Origin of the sequence: Niallia circulans, assembly GCF_003726095.1 — a bacterium.
Taxonomy (GTDB): Bacteria; Bacillota; Bacilli; order Bacillales; family Cytobacillaceae; genus Niallia; species Niallia circulans_A.
On the sequence record NZ_CP026031.1, the window covers coordinates 3,739,234 to 3,762,522 of the forward strand.

The following is a 23,289-nucleotide window of genomic DNA, read 5'->3' on the forward strand; positions in this document are numbered from 1 at the left end:
ACCAAACTTGGTGGAGTTTTTTATTAAAGATTAACATCCACTTTAACTAATCTCTTTTCGTGCTTTTCAATGCCTATATATTTTAAAGTTTCCGAACGGGAAGTGTGATTGTATACATGCATCAATAAAGAAATAGCTATCCCCTTTCGGTAGGCATGGTAGCCGAATGTTTTTCTCAAGGTATGCATTCCAATCTTCCCAGAAATTCCAACTAATTTTGCCGCTTTGTTTATAATCCGATAGGCCTGTTGACGAGTAATCGGTTGATTATTCTTCTGAGACTTAAAAAGAAATTCATCCTCTTCAAATTCATGTTCTTGCAAATATTTCTCCAATTCAATATGCACTTTACTATTTAAATAGTATGCCTTCACTTCATCTGAATCACGAAGATACAAAAACTCCTTAATTCCCGACGCATCTCTTACATCCCGAACTTTTAATGCGAGTAAATCACTAACTCTTATTCCTGTATTAATACCTAATACAAAAAGGAGCAAGTCTCTTTGAGATTGTTTTCTTAATACTTCTTTAATCGCATTAATACTCTCAATTTCTTTTATAGGATCGACATATTCCATCGGTTTGCCTCCCAATAATGTTACATAACTTTATGTTATCATCATTTAAGTAACATTACAATGAATATCTACTATATAAATGTTATTTCTTTTGTAGTATGCTTCTCTTGTGTGTAAATAATCTGTTATGAAGTTTTCTAGAGAATTTGCTTTTCTATGCTACCGGAAAAGGATTTTTTTAACTTATATGAAAAAGAATATGAATAGGTTTTTTTGTTACCTTTTGTCTTAGATTTTCTTGAAATGGGCTTTGACACTGCTTCTCTGTTACCTTTTCACCTTCACTTTTCTTGAAACGGGCTCTGACGCTACTTCTCTGTTACCTTTTCACTTTCCCTTTTCTTGAAACGGGCTCTGACGCTACTTCTCTGTTACCTTTTCACTTTCCCTTTTCTTGAAACGGGCTCTGACTCTGCTTCTCTGTTACCTTTTCACTTTCCCTTTTCTTGAAACGGGCTCTGACGCTACTTCTCTGTTACCTTTTCACTTTCCCTTTTCTTGAAATGGGCTCTGACTCTGCTTCTCTGTTACCTTTTCACTTTCCCTTTTCTTGAAATGGGCTCTGACTCTGCTTCTCTGTTACCTTTTCACTTTCCCTTTTCTTGAAATGGGCTCTGACTCTGCTTCTCTGTTACCTTTTCACCTTCCCTTTTCTTGAAATGGGCTCTGACGCTACTTCTCTGTTACCTTTTCACTTTCCCTTTTCTTGAAATGGGCTTTGACACTGCTTCCAATCCTGACAAACATAGACAAAGGCAGTAAATGTCTCCCATCTACTGCCCATCCTACTTAATATTGAAAAATCTCTAGCCATTCCTCTCCCGTTTCCATATCTCTCACTTTATACGTATTTCCATCTACCTCCTTTTCTCCTATCATAATGACCTTTTTGACCCCTTCTTTATTTGCTTTCTCTAAAGCTTTTGCCAGTTTTTTCTTTCCTAATTCTAATTCCACTTTAAAACCTTGGTCTCGAAGCGCTTTTGCTGTTAATATAGCTTCTATCGGGCGACCAACGGGAATAATGTAGTAGTCTAGCCTTTCCGCTTCTGAAAAGTGATTTTCTAATGAAAGAGCGGCTAAAATGACATCCAGCCCAAAAGAAATGCCCACTGTTGCATAAGTTTCTTCAGAACCAACTAGCCCTCCTATCGCATTATCATATCTTCCGCCACTACCAATGCTTGACTTTACGCTTTTATCTGTTAAAAAAATTTCATATATCGTTCCTGTATAAATTTCAAGGCCTCTCGCAAGAAATGGATTGAATACGCAATATGGCTCAAGTTCTAGCCGTTTTAAATATACTTGTAATTCATTCCATTCTTCCAGTCCCTGTTTGATAATCTCCTCTTTTTCTGCCAACTGTCGATACTGCTCCACAATACCGTCCAAGTCCTTTTGTAAAAATGCTTCGATAGCGTCTATCGCACCTTGTTCTAATCCAACTTCTCTCAGCTCTTCCTTAATTTTATCCTTACTAATTTTCTCGATTTTGTCTAATATCAAAATTACGCGGTTTACCATTTGACCAGTAATATTCAACTGACGGAGAAATCCAACTAATAATTTGCGATTATTATATTGAATCGTCACATCCATCTTTAATTTTTTGAAAACATCCAATGCCATCATCATGAGCTCTGCTTCGGCCACTTGCGATTGAACACCTACAATATCCACATCACATTGTGTGAACTCTCGGTATCGGCCTGTCTTTATCGGTCCATCTCGAAAAACTTTGCCAATCTCGTAGCGTTTAAAAGGCATTTTTAATGTTGGGTTCATCGCAACAACCTTCGCAAAGGGGATCGTTAAATCATAGCGCAGCGCCAGCTCTCTTTTTCCCCGATCAGAAAGTGTATACATTTCTTCTAATATTTCTGCCCCGCCAGCATATTTAGAAGCAAGCAAGCTTTGATAATTTAAGATCGGTGTCTCTATCGGCTTACAGCCATACTGAATAAATACATCTTCCATCGTTCTGCGGATCGCTCTTCTGATTCCCTCCTCTTCTGGCAAATAATCGAGTGTTCCCTTTACATTTTGATAATTCATCTTCTTCATTTTTTTAGCCTCCTGTTTAAAAATAAAAAACCGCCCTTGATTTAAGTAGTAAAACTTAATCAAATGCGGTTTCATGAGAAATAGCCTTCCTATGTACGATTTTTAAATCGAAATAGCAAGACTACTGTTTATGATGATGTAATTGTGAAAGAAAGATACTAAGTATGCGTTTAACCATTTCCATCACCTCGTATTTTCCAAATACTTTAACATATTAGTAAAGAGAAAACAATAGCCATTTATTATAACTTTCTTTCATGTCCATATATGATACTATCTTAATTAGATTGGTAGGTGATGATAATGATAAAAGAAGTCTGTGTAGAAAACTTTACACTTGTTCCGAGCGCCATCCAAAAAGGGGCCGATCGAATTGAGTTATGCGATAACCTTTCTGTTGGAGGAACAACAGTAAGCTATGGCGTTGCCGCAAAAACGATTTCCTATTGTAGAAATACCGATACAAAGGTGATGGCTATCATTCGCCCAAGAGGCGGAAACTTTATGTATAACGAGCATGAGATAGATATTATGTGCCAAGATATCCGCCTTTTTAAAGAGCTTGGTATAAACGGTGCAGTAATCGGCTGCTTGGATAAAGCTAACTGGATTGATGAAGAAGCGCTGGAGAAATGCTTAGACGCTGCTGCTGGGATGGAGATTACCTTTCATATGGCCTTTGACGAAATTGCTCCACAGCTAAAATGGCAAGCAATTGATTGGCTCGCATCCCATGGCGTGCACCGTATTTTAACACATGGTGGCCCTCTATCAACAAGAATAGAGAACAATCTTCCCGCACTAAAAAGTTATATAGAATATGCTTCTGAAAAAATTATTATTATTCCTGGCGGCGGAATAACATCTGCTAACCTTCCGTTGCTTTCTTCAGAGTTAGGAATGAAAGAAGCGCATGGGACAAGAATTTTGGGAGATTTATAATTTGTGTCCTCAGGGGTCATCCTTCTTTCATGCAAACAGCAAAGGGACTATCCCTAAATGGACAGTCCCTTCTATTAATTATTCGCTTCTTTATAGTTCTCGTCAAACCATTTTAATACAATCTGGATTGTTTTATCCCAAAATGCCCAGTTATGGTCTCCCGGCATTTCAATATAATGATAATCTCTTATTTTCTTTTGTGCTTTCTCTCTAAACTTTAAGTTGTCCTGATAAAGGAAGTCTTCTGTACCACAGATTTGCAGCATTTTCACATGGCTATCTTCTTTTAGCTTCTCCAAAAGATGGAATAAGTCATTTTCACTGCCAGCCAGCTGCTGAATAGATCCAAAAATATCTGCAAATGCTTTGTCTCTATCTCTATCCCTCTTCCACAATTCTACGACATCCATCGCTCCGGATAAGGAGGCAAAGCTGTTGAAGCGATCAGGAAAAGTTAGAGCCAATTTTGTTGCGCCATAGCCGCCCATGGATAGTCCAGCAACAAAGCTAGCCTCTTTCTGATCGGAAATACGAAACCACTTTCTAACTAATGCAGGCAATTCTTCCGATAAAAACGTCCAATAGCGATTTCCATTCACCATATCTGCATAGTAACTTAAATCTACTTGAGGCATCACAATCGCAAATTCATACTCTGAAGCATACCTTTCAAGTGATGTAGCTGTTAACCAAGCTTCGTCATCATCAGACCAGCCATGTAACAGATAGATAACAGGAATAAGGGCGCTATTCCCTTTATCAGGAAGATAAATATTCATAGAAGTTGCTTTTCCTAAAACTTCAGAACGAAAATTCACTTTAGAGACAGCCATTTTTCCACCCCTACTTTTTATTAGAAATAAATGATTTCCCTTCTACAAAACTGGTAATTATCCATTCATCCTCGACTTCTTCATTATTTATCAACTGAACCACTTTTTCCGCGGCAACCATTCCCCAACGATGTTTGGAATAAGAAATTGTCGCTAATGACGGATTAAGAAAAGAGCCAATTTCTATATTATCAAAGCCAATAAGAGAAATATCTGTGCCTATCTTTCTATCTTTATCTTTAAAATATTTATAAATTCCTACAGCCATTTCATCATTAAAAGAAAAAATGGTAATAGGTGAGCATGTCATCTTCGAATGGATAATTTCTGCTGCTGCATAACCCGATTCCTCCGTAAATGCAGAGGGAATAACCTCATACTCGACGCCATAGCGAGCTAATTCGCGTTCACTAGCCTCCAGCCTTTGCCGGCTGTCAAACGCTTCTTCTGGACCTGTTACCAAATAAACTTTTCCCAGATTACTTGAAATTATTTTTTCCACCGCAAGCGTTGCTCCGCCTTTATTATCCAATAGCACTTTTCTAACATTAGGACAACTGATTTCTCGATCCAGCACAACTAAAGAGTGCCCTCGATTGGCAAATTGAATAATTTCTTCTGTGCTAAAGCTCCAGTCTAGGATAATTCCCCCATCCACCATTCTTTCTGGAAGAAATAAATGGGACTTCTGCCCACTACAAACAATCATGTCATAGTTGTAATAGGCAAGACCCCGTTTAATTCCTTCTAATAGCTCTCCATAGAAACTCCCGCCATAATCTGCAAGATAGACAGCTATAATTTTTGTTTCCTGCTTTTTCAATGTTCTCGCTGCCATATTAGGAATATAATTGAGCTCATTTGCAATAGCAGTTATTCTTGCACGAGTGGCTTCCGTTACCTTTGGACTGCCATTTAGTGCATAGGATACGGTAGAAATAGAAACACCAGCTGCCTTAGCTATATCTTTAATCCCTACCATTGCCTTCACCCCTTCCTATTAGCAGTACACTTCTAATATATTTTCTTGTTGTAATACTTTCTTCATTGCTTCCTTATTTAAGCATATTCCACCCTGCCGATAAAGATTATCTTCAAGTCTGTTCTCTAGAACATTTCCATTAAAGATCGCCTTCTTATCTTTAGACCCAAGTGTATACTTAATCTCTACAGGCTTATCTAATAATTGAAATGTTACAGTTAAGCCATTTAAGCTTTGTGGCAGAACTGGATCAATAATAACCTCTGCAGCTGTTTGGCGAATCCCTAATACGTTGCTTATTAACTGATTAATATAAATTCCTGGCCCGCTAGAGTATATACGCCAGCCGCCTTTTACAGGAACACCGCCATTTTTAAGTTTACCAAAATTCTCTTGTGCTTCATACCTCGTTTTGAAATCGCCATCAGAACTGCTGAAATAAACATTACTCTGACGAATAGCTGCATTTTCCACACGATCTTTGAGACCAATTGGATTAATCGTATTTAACCCTTTCCACGTTTCTTCCGCTTTCCCTAACTTCGCCATTGCTTCCGTAAAACGAATATGAGCGTGTACATATTGCAAACCAATTTCTCTTCCAAAGTTAGCCGCCTGTTCCGCACGTTTAAAGTTAGTGCTTACGCCGCCTTTATAAGATGCAGGCCGATTCATTAATCGCACTCCATCCGGAAAATATAAATTTTCTTTTATAATTTGATAATGATGCTCGGCTATCTCCGGTGTGATTAATTCTGCAATCATACTTCTCGTCATGGGTAATAATCGGTATTGAATATTTGTTTTTTCATCATCTGGATGTATCATTAATTCCACATGATCCGAATCCTCCATATAGACAAATCCTGGAATAGTATCTGTACTTAATATAAAGCGGTTAAAGTCCGCTTTGATATTTTTAGCCAAATCAAAAAGGTATGCTGCATACAGATTATCATAGCTCTCTAACGCTCTCGCTAAGTTACGAATTGTCTGGTAGGTAAGTGCTACAGTCCAGCTGCTAGCCATATTCTTCTTTAACCTGCTATCATATGGCTGTAATGTATCGTCCCAATCTCCATCTCCATAACAAGACAAAAACGTATTCGGCAGAAAATTTGTCTCTATATAGTGGATTTGCTTCTTAACATGCTCCATTAACGGATAAAACTCTTCCGTTTTTGCAAATGTATCTCGATTTGTAAATGGAATAGACTCCGCTAATATGCTCGTATCTCCTGTAAATGTTAAATAATCTCCAACTACCTTTAACGGCCATACAATAACATCACCATGACTTTCATCTGCCTTAATCTTTTCAAATCGATCAAACATAAACCACTGCGGCCAATTCCCATCATTTTCGAATTGGTTTGCATATACTTTTTTCAATATCTCACGAACAATTTCAGGGCGATTAACGGCAAAGAAATATTCCACTGGTCCCTGCGAAACGTCCCTTGTTCCCCATGCAGCACCGCCATATTGCTCTAACCCGTGTGGAGACAGATAATGGACTAGCATATTATGAGAATACCATCTACTAAGCAGATTCATTCTCTCTACTTCTTCTTGAATGAGTGGATTCTCATGCTTCATCTGAAAACCATTTAATAATCCATCCAGATAGCGTTCATAGCTTTCCGTCTCTATACCTTCGCTCTTTTGATGATGCTGATAATTTCCTCTATGCAAATTCCCCTGAATAGTAAGGTTTACGGTATGTTCTTGCAGCAATTCTAACATAACTAGCGGGAAGTCAGATCCTTCCTTAAGGGAAACAAAAACCGTTTCATCCTTCAACGTAAAGGGTTGTTCAACATGGATATGATAAGTTAGCTCTGGATAGCCTTGATCGACAGTTGAACTTGGTGTGCCATTAAATGTGATGACTTGATTTGATTGTTCCCATTTAAATGGTACCGAATCCTCTCCATCATTCATTAAAATATGATTACTAATGACAAAATCATATTTTTTCCCTCTTTTACTTTCGATGCTCAGCTTAATCTCATGGTCTTCAACAGAGGTATAATTTGTCACTATAATCAAGTCATCCGCAAGCTTGTAATACCATTTAGCAACATTAAAGCCCATTTCAAATGCAGATGGCATAGCTAATAACTGCCACTGATTATTTATTTTCATATAAATCCGCTGACCAGATTTCTTCATTATATTAAGTGAATTTCTATTATTGCTCATCATTTTGTTCATGGAAGTGTTCCCTAAAACAATTTGGGAATTAAAAATCCCATACATATAGACCGTTGTAGCCATTACCGGTTTATCTACTACTAAGTCAGTTCCGCTTAAAAGGATATGACCATGCGGCCTTTCCATTTGAACTTCCTTTTCCTTTAATACAACATGATGTTGATTATCTGTGAAAAAGGACAAAAGCTTTTGATCTACTATCTCTTTTTCTAGTTGAATCCCAAATAACTCATCTATTTCCTCAGGAGTCAGGCTTTCTGTTTTGATAACTTGATTAACAATACGCGTCATTTTATTTACTGGTTTTGTAACCTGTTCCAATTTGTTTGCTTCTACCCAAATTTCTTCTATTTGTTGAGTAGTGAAAAAGGGTTTCTCTACAGCTGTTGGATGATTTTCCAAAATAGAACCATAAAAAACAACCGATTGCTTCTCTTGTACATTTCGTTTATCTGTTTGTAGGGCCGCATAAGCCATTTCATACTGATAAACCTCTGTTGACAGGCTTTCCCTCTGTAATGCCTCAGGAATATTTGTTTCTTTATAAGACATTCCAAAGAATTGATATCCATCTGTACTAAATCCAATTGTTTTTTGCAAACATCCTTGTTGTAAATACGGGAATTTACCGTCTTGCGGCTGATTTTGCCTAGAGCAGATTGTATATCCATGCTGTGTATCGATGTAATGATCGATATATTGAGATACATAAGCCTCATTCGATTGAACGGCTCCTTTTGCCGCGATGCCAATATCCTGTCCATATAATAAATCTACTGTTTGATTCCCTTGTAAAGAAACTTCCCAGAACCATACGTCATGCGAGGTTACTATAAATTTAACTTCATAGGATACTCCTTCAAAGGTGCCACTCCAAATTAATGCACGCTCACCTACTGCCAGCTTACTATCCGATTGAATACCAAGTAATGGTGTCGAAAGAATTGTCCCCTTTTTAAACACACGCAAATAGATTTGGTTTGCACTGCCATCTAATAAATTCCCTATGAGTTGGTTAACCATTATATCTTTATGACGAATCTCATATATATCCCCGCTAGGAAGAAATGAAAATGTCGTATTATTCCCATTCAATGTAACTGTTTGCGTATTCATATCTTCATACCTATCCTCTTATCTTTTTTAATTCAAAACTTTTTGATTGAAGTTCTATGCTATTTGGACCAACCATTACTTCAAAATCGCCGTCATCACTTAAAAATTGCATATTTCTATGAGTATATCGAAGCTGCTCTTCGGAAATTTTAAAGGTAACCACTTGCTTTTCTCCATTTTTTAACTGAACTTGCTTAAAGTCCTTTAATTCCTTAACAGGACGCACAACCTCTCCAACTAGATCACGTATATAAAGCTGGACCGTTTCTGTGACAGGATAAACTCCTCTATTCTCCACTTCCACCGTAATTGTCACTGCTTCATTCTCCGATATGGTCTCTTTATCTAATTGCAAATTACTGTAAACAACCTCGCTGTAGCTTAATCCATAGCCAAATGGATAACGTGCATAATTTGAAACATCCAAGTATTTAGAAACATATTTTTCGTCCGGATTCTCTTCATAAGGACGACCTGTATTATCTCCATTGTAGTAAACTGGCACTTGCCCCACATTTTCAGGAAAACTCATGCTTAAACGCCCACTTGGGTTTACATCTCCATATAAAATGTCACTTAGCGCATTTCCACCTTCTGTCCCAGGGAACCACGCTTCTACAATGGCAGCCGCTCCATCTAGCTCACTAATATCTAATGGTCGGCCATTATACAGCGTAACGATTATCGGTTTACCTGTATTCTTTAATTGCTTAAAAAGCTTTATCTGTTCTTTTGGCAAGCAAATATCACTTCGGCTGGCCGCCTCTCCACTCATCCATTCTTGTTCCCCTAAAGCTAATACAACGACTTCTGCATGACTCGCTGCTTTTAGTGCACTTGAAATCATGTCTTCTGATAGTTCAAAGTAATCGCAAGGTACTTCTGCTGAGAGAATATTAGCAGATTTCTCCTGCATCCCTTCAAGTAATGACACAGCTTCATCCATTTTCCCTTGCCATGACCAAGCTCCTAAAATATCCTGTGAATCTGCTCCTGGTCCGACAACTGCTACTTTTTGATCAGCAGATAACGGCAAGACACCATTGTTTTCTAGCAATACAATTGATTTTGCTGCTATTTCTCTGGATGCATTTCGATGAGATTGTGACAGTATTACTTCTTTTTCCCGATCTGCATCTGCTCCACGATGAGGATTTTCAAATAACCCTAAATCATTTTTCAATTCTAAAATTCTTAGCACGGCTTCGTTTAAAAGTTTTTCGTCTACTACTTCTTCCTCTACTAACTCCTTTAAATAGTGAGCATAACAAGTGGTCATCATCTCAATATCTACTCCTGCCTTTATGGCAAGCTCCGCAGCTTTTTTTTCATTTCCAGCTACTCCATGAGCAATCAATTCCTTCACTGCTCCCCAATCAGATATTACTACTCCATCAAAACCAAACTGGTCCCTTAATATTTTTCTAAAAAGCCACTCATTCCCAGTTGCAGGAATCCCGTCAACTGTATTAAAGGAGGTCATTACTAATTTAGCACCTGCATCAATAGCAGCTTTGTAACTCGGCAAATAACTTTCCCTTAGTTGCCGTTCAGACATATCAACCGTATTATAGTCTCTTCCTCCCAACGGAGCACCATATGCAGCAAAATGCTTTACACAGGCCGCCAGTCGTTCTGTATCGCTTTTCAAGTCTTCTCCTTGATAGCCACGCACTAACGCTTTAGCAAATTCACCATTTAAATGAGCATCTTCTCCTGTTGATTCCATCACTCTCCCCCATCTAGGGTCGCGCACTAAGTCAACCATCGGTGAAAAGGTTACATGTAAACCAGATACACTAGCTTCTAATGCAGAAATTCGCGCCATTTTTTCAGCAGCTTCTAAACTCCAGGAACTCCCTAAACCTAAAGGAATGGGGAAAATCGTTCGAAATCCATGGATAATGTCAGCCATCATTAAGGTTGGAATTCCTAAACGATGCTTTTTCATATATTCCTTTTGGATACGAATAGCTTCTTCAGCTCCCGATAAACCTAATGTAGAGCCAGCTTGTTTGATATTTTCTTCTGTTAACCCTAAATCAGTTAAAGGTCCTGTCATTTCTTCACTTTTTTTTGTATAAAAATCGGCGGAAAGCTGTAGAAGCTGATCTACTTTTTCCTCTACTGTCATTTCATCCACTAATTTAACTAAATCTTCATGTCTCATTTACATGCTCCTTACTTCAATCCTGATACATTGAATCCTTGCAGGATGTATTTTTGGAATATCATGAATACAATAATGATTGGAATAATCATAAAGGTAGAACCAGCCATCTGCAGAGCATAATTGCTTGCATATTGTCCTTTTAAAAGCTGTAGACCAACAGATAATGTATAATACTTTTCATCATTTGCCATAATTAGCGGCCATAAGAAGGAATTCCACGCACCGATAAAGGTCAATATTCCTTGAACAGCTATAACCGGGCGTGAAACAGGCATAATTATTTTCCAAAATATTTTCCATTCACTCGCACCATCTAATCGAGCCGCTTCTAATAATTCGTTCGATATAGTAGACATAAACTGACGGAATAGGAAAATGGCGAAAGCCCCCACTAGACCCGGAAGAACAATCCCTGCCATTGTATTTGTTAAGCCCATGGCGTTTAAAATCAAATAAACTGGAATCATCGTGACTTGCCCAGGTATCATCATTGTCGCAAGCACTAAATAAAAGAGTATATTTTTCCCCTTGAAGTTATATTTTGCAAATCCATATCCTGCCATCGCGTTCAAAATTAGTCCGCCAAATGAGCATAGGACGATAATTAATGTATTTTTTAAATACACTGCAAAGTTAAACGCTAAAAACAATTCTTTAAAATTAGCAAAGGTGATCTCCTGCGGCCAAATAGTTGGAGGAAACTGCATAATTTCCGCATCCGTTTTCAGGGAAGAAAGCAGCATCCAAATAAATGGTAAGACCATAAAGAATCCGCCAACAGTAAGAATAATTCCAACAATCCATTTTGAAGTTCTCATTTGCTTTTGAGATGTATGCATAGCTATTTCCTCCTATAATGATTCTTCATCACTCTTACGCTGAATGCGGAATTGAATCAAGGTAACGATAATAATCGCAATAAATAAAATAAATGACCCTGCCGCTGCATAACCAAACTTACTAAATTGGAACCCGTTCCGGTAAATAAATAACGCAACAGAAGTAGTACTATCTAAAGGCCCGCCATTGGTCATAATAAACGGTTCTTCGAAAAACTGGAGCCAGCCAATCATCGTCGTAATCGTTACAAAGAAAGTTGCAAACTTAAGCATGGGTATCGTAATTTGAAATAATTGTTGACGTCGATTAGCGCCATCTAATGAGGCAGCCTCATAATATTCTTTCGGTATACCTTGAAGAGCCGCTAAAAAAATAATCATATTCGTACCAATCGCTCGCCATAAAGCAAGAATAATTAATGACACTTTCGCCATTGTCGGATCTTGCAGCCACGGTACTGGAGAAACATTGATAAGAGACAGTAAATAGTTTAAAAATCCAAAACTCGGATTATAAAGATAACTCCACACAACTGCTACGGCAACCACATTTGTGATCGATGGCGTGTAAAAAATCAACCGAAAAAATTGAAAGATTTTATTTTCCCCGAAGTTAATCATAACCGCGATTCCTAAGGAACAAGCGATAACTAAAGGCACACCAATCACTACATAAAACAAGGTATTTCCAATTGATTTGAGGAAAACAGGATCTGTTAAAATTTCTTTGTAATTACTTAATCCCACAAAATTGATCTGTGACCAATCAGCTAGTCCAACTAAGCTGATATCTGTAAAACTAATAAAAAAAGCTACAACAATGGGAATTAAGGAAAACAACATTAGTAAGAGCAATGCAGGAGAAATGAATAAATATGGGGCTCTTTTACTAGTAAAGTTTCTCAATTTTAAAGCACTTCCTTTACTTTAAATAGAAAGGAGCATCTCTTTAGAGAAAGATTTCTTTTAACACATTCAGATTAGGAAACAGATTTTTCTAATCGAACCCGTTTATTCAGATAACTTCCGCTAATGTTTGAGATACTCCTTTCTGCTCATTTATTTACTTAAAACCTTTTCTGTTTCTGCATTAAAAGCATCCATCTCTGCCTGTACATCTGCTCCACCCAAATAAATTTTCTCAAAATGCTTCAAGTAGTTTTGAGCGATTTCTTCAAATTCAGGAATTAATGGCATTGGATGAGAGTTTTCCATTTGCTCTCCAAATACTTCATATAATGGATCTCCGGCTAGCTTTTCATCCTTCCACGCTTCTTTTACTGTTGGCATGGCATTCGTTAATTCTAACCACTTTAATTGGTTTTCCTTGCTCACCATAAAATCAATAAATTGTGCCGCTTGATCTTTTTTCTTTGAATGTTCAAATATCGTTAAATTCGATCCACCAAGACTTGAATCATTATTATCTTTTCCAGCAGGAAGAACGGCGGTTGCCCATTTGCCTTCGATATCAGGCACTGTATCATTAACTGTTTTCACCATCCACGGACCACTAATAAACATTGGTACAATAGCATCTCCTGAGAACGTTTGCGAAACATCCATTCCTAAGTCTTGTTTAGGAGCATACCCTTTTTGAATCATATCATTTAAAAACGTCACTGCTTCTACAAACGGCGCTTGGTTAAATTGCGCTTCTTCCTTGTCTGACAGCAATTCAGAACCGTTTTGTCGAGCAAACATGAAACCAAGTGTTTGTTCCTTCGAATCGACATTTAAGCCATACATATTATCTCCTCGTTCTGATAGCTTCTTCGCTGCGTCTTCAAGCTCTTCCCATGTTTTAGGTGCCTCTTTATATCCAACGGATTCTAAAATATCGGTCCGATAGAACAAAACTCTCGTTTCCGCTGCCCACGGTATCCCGTAATACTTATCATCAAACTTGGTTGTTTCTACTGAACCTTCGAAAAAGTTTTCTGGCTTTAAATGATCATTTTTATCAATAAATGGCCCCATATCTGCCAATGCACCAGCAGCTTGAAACTCCGGCATCCAAGTAGTACCCATTTGAAGAACATCAGGACCTTCCTTCGAAGCTACGGCTGTCAGTAATTTATCATGAGCACTAGCCCAGGGGATTGCTTGGATTTTCACTTCAATGCCTGTTTCTTTCGTAAATTCCTCTGCCATTTTAGGGAGCTGCTTCACTTCATCGCCCATTCCCCAAACAGTTAGTACTTCTGAGTCACTAGCATCATTTTTACTATCAGAACATCCCGCCATTAATCCTACTGCAAGTAATGCTGTGGTTCCTAGCAATGCAAATTTCTTTTTGAAATTCATTCTTGTTTCCTCCATTTTTAGATGAATTTTATAGAAACGTTTCGATATAAGTTAGTATATATCACTGAATATCAACTTGCAAGCGTTTTCTAACTATTTCATTTAGTATTATTAGTAGAAACGTTTCACAAAACACAATGAAAAAACCCAACAAAGTTTTAAAGAGTTACGTAATATCAATGGTTTTCCTAGATATACTTTCCTCTCTTATCTTTGTTGGGTTAGCACAAATTCAAAGAAATTTATCCTTTAAAAAAATCTTTTAGTACTTGGAAATCTTCTTTTACATCAATCTTATTCGGCTCTGCCTTTTGCAATCTTTCCACGATAGCTGGTATGTCATTTAACTCTTTGTTATCTGTATATTCAATAAAGGATAACTCATGTAGCCAATCATTATAAGAATGCTTTGCTTTTCCATAGCTATTTCCGAACACTAGACAAGGTGTTTTAGTGATAATGGAAAAGATCATAGCATGCAAACGATCTGTAATAATTAATTTTTTGGAGCCAATTTTATCAAGCGTTTTTAAGAAGTACTTTTCACGGTCCGCATAATCAATCACATCAACCTCTGATAAAACCGTATCTGTCCGCTCTACAGACTCCGTTTTTCCAAATAAGTCCATTAAGTCAGAAACAAAGCTTTCTTCTGTCACCTTCTCCTTATCTGCTCTTAGAACAAATAGAACACCATCACGTTCCAGCTCCCTTGGCTCAATAGACAGAGATAATACCATATCTGGAGTGTAAATAACATTTGCCTGGAATGTTTCTTTTAAAATATCTAAAGTTTGATTCTCTCTTGCTACTAAAGTTAGATTAGGATTTTGATTGTATGCTTCTTGGCTTTTCCGCTTCTCTTCTCTACCTTGCTCTGTATCCTCAAAAAAAGCAGATTGTGGAAAAACAATTGTTTTGTAGTCTTTAAAGGATGAAACTACTTTTCTACGATCTTCCTCAATATCTACATATAAACTTCCTAAATTTCCTCCGCCTGTAAAACAAACAATATCATCTTTGTTAATAATCTTCTTAACTAGCTCTATTCCTTCTTCTGTTGCATAGTCCATAATTTCAATATATTCATAGTAAGGAAAACAATTTTTAATAAACTTTTCCTCTGCATAGGCAATGGCTTGATCTCCAATATTCGTATAACTTGGCGATCCAAATAGGAATACTTTTCTCTTGTTATTAAACAATGCTTCCTTATCTACATTAGGAGCAATCCCTTTTACCATATTCAATTCTTCTTTTCTTGCTTGATTTAACATGACTGTATTCCTCCTTCTTACTTCGATAGAACTTGTGGTTAATTGTCATGTACCCAAAACAAGCTATAAGTATTCCAAAAACGGTAACTTTCTCCCTTACTTTCTTTGCTTCCATATCATTAAAATTGATTTGCCATCATTCGGAGAATCTTCTCCATAATCAAAAGGAAGCACGGCAAAAAAAATAAAATAAAAGGAAAAATAAACAAATTGATAGAGAAATGAGCTTTTTGGTAGAACTTCCTGAATGATTAAAGAATTAACGACTAGAATCGACAATAAGTTAAATAATATGCCTCCCCCATGAATCAATGTCTGCTGCCATCTTTTTTTCTTCTCTATCCCTTTATAATGACAGGCCGCATCTACAAAATAAAGGACATGAATATGCATACACCCTATAGAAAACAGTCTTTTTCCCCTGCCAATCGTTAAATCGCCCTTCAACCCAAATATCCATACAAAGAGTTGATGCCCAGCAGCATGAATTAAATTAACAATAGGCAAAACGACGAAAAAGGCCCATGCAAATTTGTCGAGATCACTTAGAGTAAACATCTTCATCCTCCTTCTCTCACCTTTTAAGATGGGCAGTTTCAGTTACTAGTTTTCTTATAGAATTTGGATATATGTAAGATACCTCTTTCGCATTGGAACCAATCCCTTATTCGAGATTTGATAGATATTGGTAATATTTATATACAATTATTTTGGTAGATAGTTGATTTCGAAGGGAGAGTCTCTGGATAATTACCCCTTTCTCGAACAGCTGCTCGAATGACTGCGATGGGGTGTAGTCATTGTACTGCTGGAACCTGCTCTGATTGTTTGAATGATCTGTATGCTATGCAAATATAGAAACCTATATTATTTTGTGGTATCCAGTTATCTATAAACGGGATGGTATACATAAAAAAGAAATATATATAACGGAGAGGAAATTAAAAAGCCTAAACACTTAAAATGATACAATAAAGACAACGACAAGAAGGAGTTGATTTATATGCTATTAAAAAGTGCTGTTTATGGATTTATTATTGGTGATGCACTAGGTGTCCCCCATGAATTTAAAATAAGGGGAACATACGCATGTGAGACTATGACAAATGGTGGAGTATGGAATCAACCTGTTGGCACATGGTCAGACGATACATCCATGTTGCTCGCTACATTAGATTCCATTAATCATGAAAATGGTATAAACATCAAAGATATGAGAAATCGTTTTCTCGATTGGATGCATCATGCGAAGTATACAGCAAGAAATGAAACTTTTGATATAGGATTAACTACACAGCAAGCACTAATGGACGGTATTGGTAAAAGTGATGTTAGATCAAACGGTAATGGTTCGCTTATGCGTATTCTGCCTCTTGCATTTATTGATTGTGATGATAAAAAGGTCAAAGAAGTATCATCCATAACACACGCACATGACATATCCAAGAAAGCTTGTCTTATTTATGTGGACATTGTAAGAAGGTTAATAAAAAATGAAAACCTAAAAGATATTCTAAATAATCAGACACACGAGGAACCATTCACACGCTTAAATTCATTGCATGAACTTGCAGAATCCGAAATCAAATCGACAGGTTATGTTGTCGATACCCTTGAAGCAGCTCTGTGGTGTGTCTTACAATCTCATTCGTACAAAGAAACTGTGCTAAAAGCAATCAATCTCGGAGGCGATACAGACACTATCGCAGCAATTGCTGGTGGACTAGCGGGTATTATTTATGGTTATGACGCTATACCGAAGGAATGGATTGACACATTACATAACAAAGAACTTATCACGGCCATACTGTTAAAGCAAAAACTAGAATAACCTTTGCTTTACAGTCCCTTATAAAAAGATAAATACCTTCTTTTTTGGCAGCAAAGAAGTCACACAAAAATGTCTCTGATTTGAGATATGTCCCTTTGTTCCTGATTTCAGACGGAAACCTTTTTATATGTGATACGTATCTATGCCTGTACACTATATTTATTTATATATACTCTTTCTATATAAAAAGAAGGAACAAAGGAACAACGATACGGGAACGTTGATATAGCAATAATCTTCTGTTCCTAATGACGTGAAAAAGCAGGTACAAAGCAGGGACATTTTACGTCAAAAAGGAACAAAAAAATCGGGTGAAATGGTCATTATCTGAGGTAGATTTTACGCTTCTCGATCTTGTATAATTCTAAAAAAAATATAATAAAAAATTATTTTTGTAACTATTTTTGGAGGTTGGACAACAACACAAATGAATACCATATGTTTCTTCAATCGATTCTTCTAATGCCTGCAGCTGTTTCGAATATTCAATACAGATATTCTGATACGAATCTTTTTCTTTATTTGTTTTACACGTTTCTATACAATTGGACATTCTTTTCTAAGTTTATAAAGCAATTTTCCAGAGAGGGAGAGTCTGTTTAGGCGTACCTTCTCCTTGAAGTACTCCCACAGCAAGAAACATGTGGGGGGCCATATGAATATGATCAAATGGTTGCTAAATATAAAAAGGGAACCATTCCTGCCATTAAAGACAGAATGGAGGGATTCGAAAATACGTACAGTATATAAAACATAAAGCACATAGCCCTAATCTGCTATGTGCTTTTCATCCCTTCCTAAATGCCACCTTTCAAAATAAAAAAAATTCCCCATTGACAAATCCTGCCTCTCTCTATAAAATACTGAATAATTTTGCAAAATTATCAATTTGATTCGCTAAATAGCGAATCAAAATAAAAGGAAGAGATCCATGGACAAAGTAAACATTTGGATTAAAAAACATGTACGTGTCATTTACTCCCCCTTTCGTGAATTGTTAACTAGTTTACATGTTTTACACAATCCAGCTCATCACCTGACGAGGCTAGAGTGGGCAGAGAAAACAAAAGAAGCAATATCGAAACCGCATTGGAAAATGATTCAATTCTTTGGGGAAATTAGTAATGAATGGCTTAATTTTCTCGATTTGGATGATTATCTTTTATTGGAAGAGAAGCATGTTGAGGAAGCCATTGAACGATTACGTTTATTGCCAGAGCAGCAATTTCTTGCCTTCCTGCTAGGTAAAAGCGACTTTACAGATGCAAATACAAACCAACAAAAGGTTTTAAAAAAACCTAATTATTATCGGAATCTCCTTTGCGATTTGCTCTATGATTACCAGCAAAATTATTTTGCGCGCGAATTATATCGAATGGAGCCGTGGTTAATTAAATCTGTTCATGAATTAAAAAAAGCAATAGCAGCAAATCCATATGAAGCGATCAACGCTATTCATCCACGCTTCAGACTTGATCCAAAATCGATACGATTTTATAAAGCAAACACCTGGATTTTTGCTTATGAAGAGATAGAAACATTGACGATATACCCATCCAGCTTTATCGCGCCACATCTCTTAGTTGGCTTAGAAGTTCCTGCCATCATTGTTTATTTGCATGTCTCCTTTCCTAATCAGCTGGGAACTAGTCAAGATATAGTCCCAATAGACTTGCTTTCTACTCTCGCTGCATTAGGGGACAAAACGAGATTACAATTATTAAGACAAATGTCTCGGCATCCCATTTGTACACTGCAATTATCGGAATCTACCGGGCTTGCAAAGGCCACAATTTCTAAGCATCTAAAAATCTTAGAAAAGGCGTGCTTAATAAAAGGGGAAAGACATGGACACTTTGTGTTTTATGAGACAGATTTACAAAAATTAGACCAACTGAAGGTCGACTTAAATCAGTTTTTTGATCAGCCTTCCCTTGGTCAAAAGGAGGATACATAAATGTGGTTGAGCATTTCTGCTACTTTTTGGCGAAATTATCTCGTGATGAAAAGAGCTTTTCCTTGGTCTTTTTTTCTAGGACATATATTAAGCGCTATTTATATTATCATCTTTGCCTACCTTACCTATTTTTTTGTTTTTAAAGGAGAATTATCATCCAGTTTCTCTGCCTATGCGGGGACAGATGACTATCTTTCCTACTGCATTTTAGGTGGATTACTTTACTCTTTTTCAGTGTCTCTTTTAATGATTACAAGTCGAACACTTATCACAGAATTGCGAGAAGGGACCCTAGAATCCCTTCTTCTAACACCATCGACAAGAAAGGGATATTTTCTCGGCTATGTAGCGCAAGGGTTGATTAGAATTATGTTGGAATTCCTTGTGATTATTGCCGCTGGCTCTCTATTTGGCTTGCATTTACAAGGAATAAACTGGCTTCATGTCTTAATTGTTCTTGTCGTTTTGATTCTTTCCACCTTTTCGATGGCATTAGTATTAGGATCGTTTATGCTCTACTTTCGAGATACATATATCACGCAGAACACCTTATTTGTCCTTATGGGACTTGTTTGCAGCATCACTTTTCCAAGTGACTTTTTACCAGCGGCAGTAAGGTGGATCAGCCAAGTCATGCCACTTACCTATGGAATTGATGCTTTACGAATGGTCTGGATAGAGGGAACCCCACTTAATGAGCTTTTGGCTCCATTACTAAAAATGGCAACGCTTGGTTTGATTTATTTGCCAACAGGCTCATATTTGATGAAAAAAATGGAGAAATACGTATTAGAAAAGCATTTTGGATAAGGAGTGATGAAAGTGATCGAAGCAAAAGGAATTAGTAAGTATTACACAGTGAAAAAAAGAAAGAATTTTTTCCGTTCAGAAAAGCAAGTTGTATGTGCTGTTAAAGATTTAAACATCTCTATTAAAGAAGGAGAAATCGTTGGCTTGCTCGGTTTAAATGGGGCTGGAAAAACTACTACCATTAAAATGCTCAGTACCTTACTAAATCCAACAGATGGACAAATAACAATTGATGGTTTTGATGCTGTAAAAGAGGCAATGAAGGTAAAAAAGCATATTAATATGATTGCTGGTGGAGAAAGAATGCTATATTGGCGGCTGACTGGATCCGAAAACCTCCGCTATTTCGGAAAGCTCTATCAACTATCAGGTCTAGAGCTTGAAAAACGCATAGCCTATCTTCTCGATCAAGTTGGATTAAAAGAGGCAAAGGACATTCCAGTAGAACTATATTCAAAAGGGATGAAGCAAAGACTCCAAATTGCGAGAGGACTTATAAATAATCCTAAATATTTATTCCTTGATGAACCAACGCTTGGCCTGGATGCGCCAGTAGCTAAGCAATTGAGAGGATTAGTGAAAAACTTAGCAAAACAAGAAAACAAAGGAATCTTATTAACAAGTCATTACCTCGAAGAAGTGGAGGAGCTTTGTGATCGCATCTATATTATTGAAAAGGGATCGATTATTTTAGATGGCACACCAGAAAAAATTATTTCATCTGTAGTAAAAAGCTATCATTTAAGGATGGAAACAAGTTCCCTATCGGCAAGTGCGCAAAATAAACTCAAACAGGCATTAGTCGATTGCAGCATTCAGTTTAATTGGCTGACAGATAGCACAGTGATTCTTGTCGATGCACCCTATGATCCCACTTCTTTTCTTATTAATATTTGTATGAATGAATCTGTTTCAATTCTAAAACTTGAGCTTAAACGGCCACGATTAGAAGACGCGATTCTAACCTTAGCAAAGGAGAAATCTGCATGAAGTTGTTTTCTATTTTACAAGCAGAAATGGCTAAAAGTCATAAACATAACTTTCATAACAAGTTAATCTATTTTTCCTTACTCTTATGGCCAGCCTTATTGTTTATTACGTCTTATTATTCCTTTAAGCCCTTTAACCTAACGGAATCTAGTCCGCTATCTGCCTATATGGATGTTGACCAAATCACTATGTTTTTACTAACCGGTTATTTAGGATATATTTTCTTTTGGAGCCTTGTTCAATCCGCTTGGAATATGAGCTATGAGCGTCAGGCTGGTACACTTGAGCTCATCTTTCTTACACCTGCAAATCGTTTAACTATCATGTTTGCACGTGCAGCAGGAAATTTGCTTGAAGCTGTATGGTTATTCACTACCTTCATCCTATTGGTGCTTATTGTTACAGGACAAGCGGCTGAAATTTATTGGGCAAATGTTCCACTCGCCTTATTTCTCCTTTGTATATCTGCGATTGTTTGGGGTGGATTTTTAAATATTGTTTTTCTCTTTTCGCGAGATGCAGGAATTCTTTTTACCATTTTCGAGGAACCAATGCAGTTCTTCTCTGGTGTACGTATTCCAATCCTTGCCTTCCCAATCTGGGGAAAAGCAATTGCCTACCTTTTTCCGCTTACTTATGTACTAGGTATCTTTCGAGATCTTGTGCTAAATGGAAAAGATTTTACGCAAATGATCGGACAATATTTACTTTTAGTTTCCATCATTCTAATGCTTGCCGTGACCTCCGTCTTTCTTTTAAAAAAGGCAGAAACCCATGCTAAGAATACAGGAAATATGGTTCTTTATTAAGGGTAATAATCGTGCCTCTTCGTTTCACGTGAAACAAGAGGCTATTTCCTAGAAAATATTAATCCTACACTAAAAAGTCCACCAGCTTTACGACAAGAGATAATGCCCTTATCGTTAGTTTCTTCCAAAAACCCGCTTCTGTTTCCTTTACTTTCTCGTCTGATTTATAAGTCCCATCTTCTAAAACTTGTAGACTTTGATTATTTACCGTTTTATTTAGTTCCTCTTGAAGAAAGTGTGCGAATTCTTCACTATCAATTAATACCATTGTTTCGGTATTTAAAAAAGTACTTCTTGCGTCCAGATTATAGGAGCCAATTAAACTAATTCTCCCATCAAAGATATATGTCTTTCCGTGAAGTGATTCCGTTTTCGGCTGGTATTCATATAACTCATCAGCGAATTGAATAATGTCCTTCCTGCTTGCCCAATATCCAGAAAACGCAACTAAGTTCGGAGTAGAGGCAACGGCGTTTGTTAGGACCTTCCAATGGTCAACCGCTATTTTCTTTTTATCTACATAAGCCAGCATTTTCCTCGTTGGCACAATATAAGGACTTTCTAAATAAATAGATTTTGCTTGTTCACTTAGTGATACAATTTCTTTCCAAATAAGAGGATCTTTATTAAAGCGCTGATGGGGATTAAAAAGAAAATGGACCTTTTTCGTTGGATTCGCATCTTTTTTCCAGTTAATCATTTTATCTATCGACAATGGATAAACATCTTTAGCATGTTTTAATAAGTGAAGGGCTTTCTTCCGTTTTTGCTCCCCTAGCTTTTCCTTCCTTGGTGAAAGTTTCTTTACAGAAATTTTTGTAAAAGGATGTTTCCAAACATATTGATAATAACCATCCATTTGCTTTAGCACACTAGTTTTTGGTTTTTCAGTAAACACAAGCACATCCCGATCATTGGAAGCTCCTTTAGCTCCTTGTGAACTAAAATATTTATCTCCTATATTTCTACCGCCAACTAATGCAAGTTCTTCATCTATGATAAATAACTTATCATGAAATCGATTATTCCAAGTCCAAGGCTTGCCTAAATGTAGGGGTTCATAATACTTTAATTCCATATTCGGGTGCTGATAAATAGCATAGCTATACAAACGCAAATCCTTATTAAATCGGTTGACCATTCCATCCAGCAAAATACGTACTTTTACCCCGCGATCTGCTGCTTCAAATAGAGAAGCAAAAAACAAATCAGAATATGTACCTTTTTGAATGGCATAAGTAGATAAATCAATAGATTTCTTTGCATTCTTTATTAACTGCAATCTCGCTAAACCAGAATCTTCCCTGTCTTGAAGTAATACAACTTTATCAGAAGACACTACTCTCTCTTCGTTCTGTGAAAGGTTCACAGCTGGATTCCAAGAAGAGTTTTCCTTAGGCTTGTAAAAATAAGGCACAATGACGCAGAATACGACAATATATAGGAGATAGCATCCAACTAAAACCAAAATAGTTTTCATGCTTTTATGTATCATATTGTTTCCCACCCATTTTGTTAGATACTAAGTAGTTTCTCCTATCGACGTTTAATTATGAAA

At 36.9% G+C, this 23,289-nt stretch carries 18 protein-coding genes; 6 read left to right on the forward strand and 12 right to left on the reverse strand.

Annotation, left to right across the window (positions count from 1 at the left end):
• Nucleotides 1-23 precede the first annotated feature (23 nt).
• A complete protein-coding gene (locus C2I06_RS17845) occupies nucleotides 24-581 on the reverse strand; it encodes a tyrosine-type recombinase/integrase (RefSeq protein ID WP_123258566.1) in 558 nt (185 codons plus the stop codon).
• A gap of 789 nt (nucleotides 582-1,370) precedes the next feature.
• Complete coding sequence (locus C2I06_RS17850; protein WP_095329394.1) at nucleotides 1,371-2,648, reverse strand: histidine--tRNA ligase; 1,278 nt, start codon at nucleotides 2,646-2,648, stop codon at nucleotides 1,371-1,373.
• Nucleotides 2,649-2,951: 303 nt separating this feature from the next.
• Here C2I06_RS17850 and C2I06_RS17855 point away from each other — a divergent pair, with 303 nt between their 5' ends.
• Entirely contained in the window at nucleotides 2,952-3,590 is a 639-nt protein-coding gene (locus C2I06_RS17855) for a copper homeostasis protein CutC (protein WP_171510214.1), read from the forward strand.
• A gap of 74 nt (nucleotides 3,591-3,664) precedes the next feature.
• On the opposite strand, the gene C2I06_RS17860 is transcribed toward C2I06_RS17855, so the two are convergent.
• From C2I06_RS17860 to C2I06_RS17900, 9 genes are all read right to left on the reverse strand, one after another.
• Nucleotides 3,665-4,423 (reverse strand): alpha/beta hydrolase, encoded by a 759-nt coding sequence (locus tag C2I06_RS17860; RefSeq protein WP_095329392.1) that lies wholly within the window; start codon nucleotides 4,421-4,423, stop codon nucleotides 3,665-3,667.
• 10 nt (nucleotides 4,424-4,433) lie between these two features.
• Nucleotides 4,434-5,405 (reverse strand): LacI family DNA-binding transcriptional regulator, encoded by a 972-nt coding sequence (locus tag C2I06_RS17865; RefSeq protein WP_095329391.1) that lies wholly within the window; start codon nucleotides 5,403-5,405, stop codon nucleotides 4,434-4,436.
• Nucleotides 5,406-5,423: 18 nt separating this feature from the next.
• Nucleotides 5,424-8,738 (reverse strand): GH36-type glycosyl hydrolase domain-containing protein, encoded by a 3,315-nt coding sequence (locus C2I06_RS17870; protein ID WP_123258567.1) that lies wholly within the window; start codon nucleotides 8,736-8,738, stop codon nucleotides 5,424-5,426.
• A 10-nt stretch (nucleotides 8,739-8,748) separates the two neighbouring features.
• Nucleotides 8,749-10,908 carry a beta-glucosidase BglX gene (bglX, locus tag C2I06_RS17875; RefSeq protein WP_123258568.1) on the reverse strand — a complete coding sequence of 720 codons (2,160 nt, stop codon included), beginning with the start codon at nucleotides 10,906-10,908 and terminating at the stop codon, nucleotides 8,749-8,751.
• 11 nt (nucleotides 10,909-10,919) lie between these two features.
• Entirely contained in the window at nucleotides 10,920-11,750 is an 831-nt protein-coding gene (locus C2I06_RS17880) for a carbohydrate ABC transporter permease (RefSeq protein ID WP_061797067.1), read from the reverse strand.
• A 12-nt stretch (nucleotides 11,751-11,762) separates the two neighbouring features.
• Entirely contained in the window at nucleotides 11,763-12,593 is an 831-nt protein-coding gene (locus C2I06_RS17885; RefSeq protein WP_369988880.1) for a carbohydrate ABC transporter permease, read from the reverse strand.
• 216 nt (nucleotides 12,594-12,809) lie between these two features.
• Nucleotides 12,810-14,057 carry a sugar ABC transporter substrate-binding protein gene (locus C2I06_RS17890; RefSeq protein ID WP_095329387.1) on the reverse strand — a complete coding sequence of 416 codons (1,248 nt, stop codon included), beginning with the start codon at nucleotides 14,055-14,057 and terminating at the stop codon, nucleotides 12,810-12,812.
• A gap of 242 nt (nucleotides 14,058-14,299) precedes the next feature.
• Nucleotides 14,300-15,334: a polysaccharide pyruvyl transferase family protein gene (locus C2I06_RS17895; protein ID WP_123258569.1), complete on the reverse strand. Its 1,035-nt coding sequence runs from the start codon at nucleotides 15,332-15,334 to the stop codon at nucleotides 14,300-14,302.
• 96 nt (nucleotides 15,335-15,430) lie between these two features.
• On the reverse strand, nucleotides 15,431-15,892 hold the full coding sequence (locus C2I06_RS17900) for a hypothetical protein (protein ID WP_123258570.1): 462 nt from the start codon (nucleotides 15,890-15,892) through the stop codon (nucleotides 15,431-15,433).
• A 445-nt stretch (nucleotides 15,893-16,337) separates the two neighbouring features.
• Between C2I06_RS17900 and C2I06_RS17905 the strand changes: the two genes are divergently transcribed.
• The 5 genes from C2I06_RS17905 (at nucleotide 16,338) to C2I06_RS17930 (ending at nucleotide 21,731) form a co-directional block, all read left to right on the forward strand.
• Nucleotides 16,338-17,165: an ADP-ribosylglycohydrolase family protein gene (locus C2I06_RS17905; RefSeq protein ID WP_095329384.1), complete on the forward strand. Its 828-nt coding sequence runs from the start codon at nucleotides 16,338-16,340 to the stop codon at nucleotides 17,163-17,165.
• 931 nt (nucleotides 17,166-18,096) lie between these two features.
• Nucleotides 18,097-19,122 (forward strand): ArsR/SmtB family transcription factor, encoded by a 1,026-nt coding sequence (locus C2I06_RS17915; protein WP_123258572.1) that lies wholly within the window; start codon nucleotides 18,097-18,099, stop codon nucleotides 19,120-19,122.
• Entirely contained in the window at nucleotides 19,123-19,932 is an 810-nt protein-coding gene (locus C2I06_RS17920) for an ABC transporter permease (RefSeq protein ID WP_095329379.1), read from the forward strand.
• 6 nt (nucleotides 19,933-19,938) lie between these two features.
• Nucleotides 19,939-20,922 carry an ABC transporter ATP-binding protein gene (locus C2I06_RS17925; RefSeq protein WP_249928238.1) on the forward strand — a complete coding sequence of 328 codons (984 nt, stop codon included), beginning with the start codon at nucleotides 19,939-19,941 and terminating at the stop codon, nucleotides 20,920-20,922.
• On the forward strand, nucleotides 20,919-21,731 hold the full coding sequence (locus C2I06_RS17930; RefSeq protein WP_095329377.1) for an ABC transporter permease: 813 nt from the start codon (nucleotides 20,919-20,921) through the stop codon (nucleotides 21,729-21,731). Before C2I06_RS17925 ends, C2I06_RS17930 begins: the two co-directional genes overlap by 4 nt.
• 64 nt (nucleotides 21,732-21,795) lie before the next feature.
• On the opposite strand, the gene C2I06_RS17935 is transcribed toward C2I06_RS17930, so the two are convergent.
• Entirely contained in the window at nucleotides 21,796-23,226 is a 1,431-nt protein-coding gene (locus C2I06_RS17935; protein ID WP_123258573.1) for a phospholipase D-like domain-containing protein, read from the reverse strand.
• Nucleotides 23,227-23,289: the final 63 nt, after the last annotated feature.

What these genes read in the sequence shown, in the direction of transcription:
- C2I06_RS17845 (WP_123258566.1), bottom strand. Translation starts at nt 581, where the DNA reads ATGGAATATGTCGATCCTATAAAAGAAATTGAGAGTATTAATGCGATT.
- C2I06_RS17850 (WP_095329394.1), bottom strand. Translation starts at nt 2,648, where the DNA reads ATGAAGAAGATGAATTATCAAAATGTAAAGGGAACACTCGATTATTTG.
- C2I06_RS17855 (WP_171510214.1), top strand. Translation starts at nt 2,952, where the DNA reads ATGATAAAAGAAGTCTGTGTAGAAAACTTTACACTTGTTCCGAGCGCC.
- C2I06_RS17860 (WP_095329392.1), bottom strand. Translation starts at nt 4,423, where the DNA reads ATGGCTGTCTCTAAAGTGAATTTTCGTTCTGAAGTTTTAGGAAAAGCA.
- C2I06_RS17865 (WP_095329391.1), bottom strand. Translation starts at nt 5,405, where the DNA reads ATGGTAGGGATTAAAGATATAGCTAAGGCAGCTGGTGTTTCTATTTCT.
- C2I06_RS17870 (WP_123258567.1), bottom strand. Translation starts at nt 8,738, where the DNA reads ATGAATACGCAAACAGTTACATTGAATGGGAATAATACGACATTTTCA.
- bglX (WP_123258568.1), bottom strand. Translation starts at nt 10,908, where the DNA reads ATGAGACATGAAGATTTAGTTAAATTAGTGGATGAAATGACAGTAGAG.
- C2I06_RS17880 (WP_061797067.1), bottom strand. Translation starts at nt 11,750, where the DNA reads ATGCATACATCTCAAAAGCAAATGAGAACTTCAAAATGGATTGTTGGA.
- C2I06_RS17885 (WP_369988880.1), bottom strand. Translation starts at nt 12,593, where the DNA reads ATGTTGTTTTCCTTAATTCCCATTGTTGTAGCTTTTTTTATTAGTTTT.
- C2I06_RS17890 (WP_095329387.1), bottom strand. Translation starts at nt 14,057, where the DNA reads ATGAATTTCAAAAAGAAATTTGCATTGCTAGGAACCACAGCATTACTT.
- C2I06_RS17895 (WP_123258569.1), bottom strand. Translation starts at nt 15,334, where the DNA reads ATGTTAAATCAAGCAAGAAAAGAAGAATTGAATATGGTAAAAGGGATT.
- C2I06_RS17900 (WP_123258570.1), bottom strand. Translation starts at nt 15,892, where the DNA reads ATGTTTACTCTAAGTGATCTCGACAAATTTGCATGGGCCTTTTTCGTC.
- C2I06_RS17905 (WP_095329384.1), top strand. Translation starts at nt 16,338, where the DNA reads ATGCTATTAAAAAGTGCTGTTTATGGATTTATTATTGGTGATGCACTA.
- C2I06_RS17915 (WP_123258572.1), top strand. Translation starts at nt 18,097, where the DNA reads ATGGACAAAGTAAACATTTGGATTAAAAAACATGTACGTGTCATTTAC.
- C2I06_RS17920 (WP_095329379.1), top strand. Translation starts at nt 19,123, where the DNA reads ATGTGGTTGAGCATTTCTGCTACTTTTTGGCGAAATTATCTCGTGATG.
- C2I06_RS17925 (WP_249928238.1), top strand. Translation starts at nt 19,939, where the DNA reads ATGAAAGTGATCGAAGCAAAAGGAATTAGTAAGTATTACACAGTGAAA.
- C2I06_RS17930 (WP_095329377.1), top strand. Translation starts at nt 20,919, where the DNA reads ATGAAGTTGTTTTCTATTTTACAAGCAGAAATGGCTAAAAGTCATAAA.
- C2I06_RS17935 (WP_123258573.1), bottom strand. Translation starts at nt 23,226, where the DNA reads ATGATACATAAAAGCATGAAAACTATTTTGGTTTTAGTTGGATGCTAT.